The organism is Endozoicomonas sp. ALE010 (assembly GCF_049310165.1).
Classification (GTDB): domain Bacteria; phylum Pseudomonadota; class Gammaproteobacteria; order Pseudomonadales; family Endozoicomonadaceae; genus Endozoicomonas.
Map to the genome: position 1 here is coordinate 1 of NZ_JBLYNV010000165.1, position 2363 is coordinate 2363.

General features: G+C 45.1%; 3 protein-coding genes. 2 read left to right on the forward strand and 1 reads right to left on the reverse strand.

Annotated features, from left to right (window positions below; genetic code table 11):
- On the forward strand, positions 1-1187 hold a 1187-nt coding region (locus tag ACO6UY_RS24440; RefSeq protein ID WP_422491645.1), incomplete at its 5' end, for a phospholipase effector Tle1 domain-containing protein.
- Positions 1188-1250: 63 nt separating this feature from the next.
- Positions 1251-1814 carry a hypothetical protein gene (locus ACO6UY_RS24445; RefSeq protein WP_146000176.1) on the forward strand — a complete coding sequence of 188 codons (564 nt, stop codon included), beginning with the start codon at positions 1251-1253 and terminating at the stop codon, positions 1812-1814.
- A gap of 49 nt (positions 1815-1863) precedes the next feature.
- Here ACO6UY_RS24445 and ACO6UY_RS24450 read toward each other — a convergent pair.
- The coding region (locus ACO6UY_RS24450) for a complement resistance protein TraT (protein ID WP_422491647.1) at positions 1864-2363 on the reverse strand (500 nt) is incomplete at its 5' end.

The window sequence follows — 2363 nt, forward strand, 5'->3', positions numbered from 1 at the left end:
GATACAGCCAGAGTGATCCCATAGGGTTGAGAGGTGGCATCAATACCTATGCCTATGTGAACAGTAATCCGCTGGTCAGCACTGATCCATTAGGGCTGTTTTTGTTTGCTTTTGATGGGACGGGGATGGACAGGGATAATCTGGAAAAGGGTGAAACTTTAACGAATGTTGCATTGTTCCAAGACTATTATAATGCAGCGAATGGTGGGAAAGGTGCATCATTTTACCAACGTGGTGTGGGTACGGATGGAACATTAACTGATGAAATATTGGGGGGTGGGTTCGGTCATAAGGCTCGTGAACGGGTTGATAATGCTTTGAGAGAACTTGATCGCCTCATCCGTGAGAAAGATCCTGATTTCTCAGATGGAATTATTGACATTGTTGGTTTTAGCAGGGGAGCTGCAATTGCTCGTGAGTTCAGTAATGATGTATTTGATCGCATTGATAGTGGCCATTATGACCGCTTATTTGCAGGACGAGACTCAGATAGGGATCTTTGTACCCCGCTACCCTCAATAAAAATCCGCTTTATGGGGTTATTTGATACAGTAGGTTCTATAGGAGTACCTGGCGACCCTGATAATGGTGATTTTGATCTCACAACAGATTCTCGAATAGATCGGGTCGCACAGGCCGTTGCGTTGAATGAGCATCGTGATGAATTTTCATTATCTTCTGTAGAGCGTGATGAGCATAATACCGGTAGTGATAGTAAAGTCATTGAGCAAGGATTTATTGGTGCACATACCGATGTTGGAGGGGGTTATGCGGATGGTGACCTTTCAGATGCTCCACTCCAGTGGATGTTTATGCAGGCTAAAAGTGCGGGGCTGAGTTTAGGCGAGTTAAATGCGGAGCATGTTTTGATAGACAGGCCTGTCCTTCATGATGAAAGAACGGCCGATAAGTGGGTGGCAAGGAACTTTTATAAAGATGATAAAGATAGAAAGATCTTTTATGAGAATGACCCGGATTGGAGGCCGGGTTGTAGGGGGCGGGCTGAGTGCAGAAACTGGACGCCACCTGCAACACGGTACCAGAAAACGGCACCACAATTTCCTGATCTGAATCGAATGATCATAGAGGATAGGGATGACAGTAACGGAGAAATTCGTGGCAGTGTTGATATGGCTCAGTACCAGAAGTGGCTTAAAGAAAACCTGAATGTAACTGTTGAGATCTGAGGGGGAGCTGTGCGGACTTTTTTAAAAGTAATGGGACTGCTCCTTGTTAGTGGAGTACTTATTTTGACGCTATGGATTGGATGGAACATTATTTCATATCAGTCATTTGTTTACTATTTCCAGAATAGTACATATGAGTCTATGAGTATCTTCCGTGTTGTAGATGACCAAGGTCATGTTATTGCAATGCAACGCACCGATACTTTCCAGCCCGGAGAGCGAAAAAGCATAGGCGGTATAGATTATGAGATGCCTTCTTATTTGTTAATTAATTCTGGGAGTGGGGAAAAAAAACGACAAAACAAGCTTTATGTAAGCAAAAATCTACCTTGGGGAGTCTGGTTGAAGTTAACCTTTATACCATGGAAATATACGGCTGACTTTATAATAAATGTATTGCCTGATAATCAATCAAAATTGACATGGGTTTTGACAGATAAACAAAAAAAAATGCAAGAGGTCAATTGTGGAGGTTGGCTTGTAGATCATTACTATGTAGATGTCATTGATAAGTTTAAGCATGTGAGGTTTAGTGTCGAGCATCCTCGAGAATCTTATATCTGTAATCCTCTATCCTATATAGGCTTTGAACGTAAGCGAATAGAGGCTGAGCTGAGTAAAAAATGAAATGGTAAAAGCTTGCGCCACTCCATACCTCATGAAGTGGCGTGATTGCTTACAACAAACCCGAAATAGAATTCGAAAGCCCTTTCTTAAGCTCAGGCAAAGCTTCCTCAAATTTCAGATTGACCTTGTTGGCGGTAGAAACAACCCGGGTCTGGTATTTCTTCCGCTCGCCCACTTCACTGTACTGAACCTGGGTGGAGCCGCTGTTGCCCTGCTTCAAGCTGTGGGCACTGTTGCTGGAGACACTGCCCTTGGCTCTTTCCGAGAGCTGGATATCGGTGATCAGGGAGTAGGTGACATCCTTGACCAGACTATTGGCGACCAGCTCCGCCGCACCAAAAAGCAGTCCGCCAGCTGTTGCGGCTGTGCCACTACCGCCTACCGCATAACCGGCAGCTGCGCCAACAACCACACTACCATAGCCGCCTGCCAGAGCTCGCTCGGCAGCAGCCGGGTCAGTTTTACCCGCTTGCAGAATATTCACCTGCAGAAGGTAATGAGCGGCATCCGGATCATCCAGAAGCTTGTAGCCTTTACTCTGGATATTGT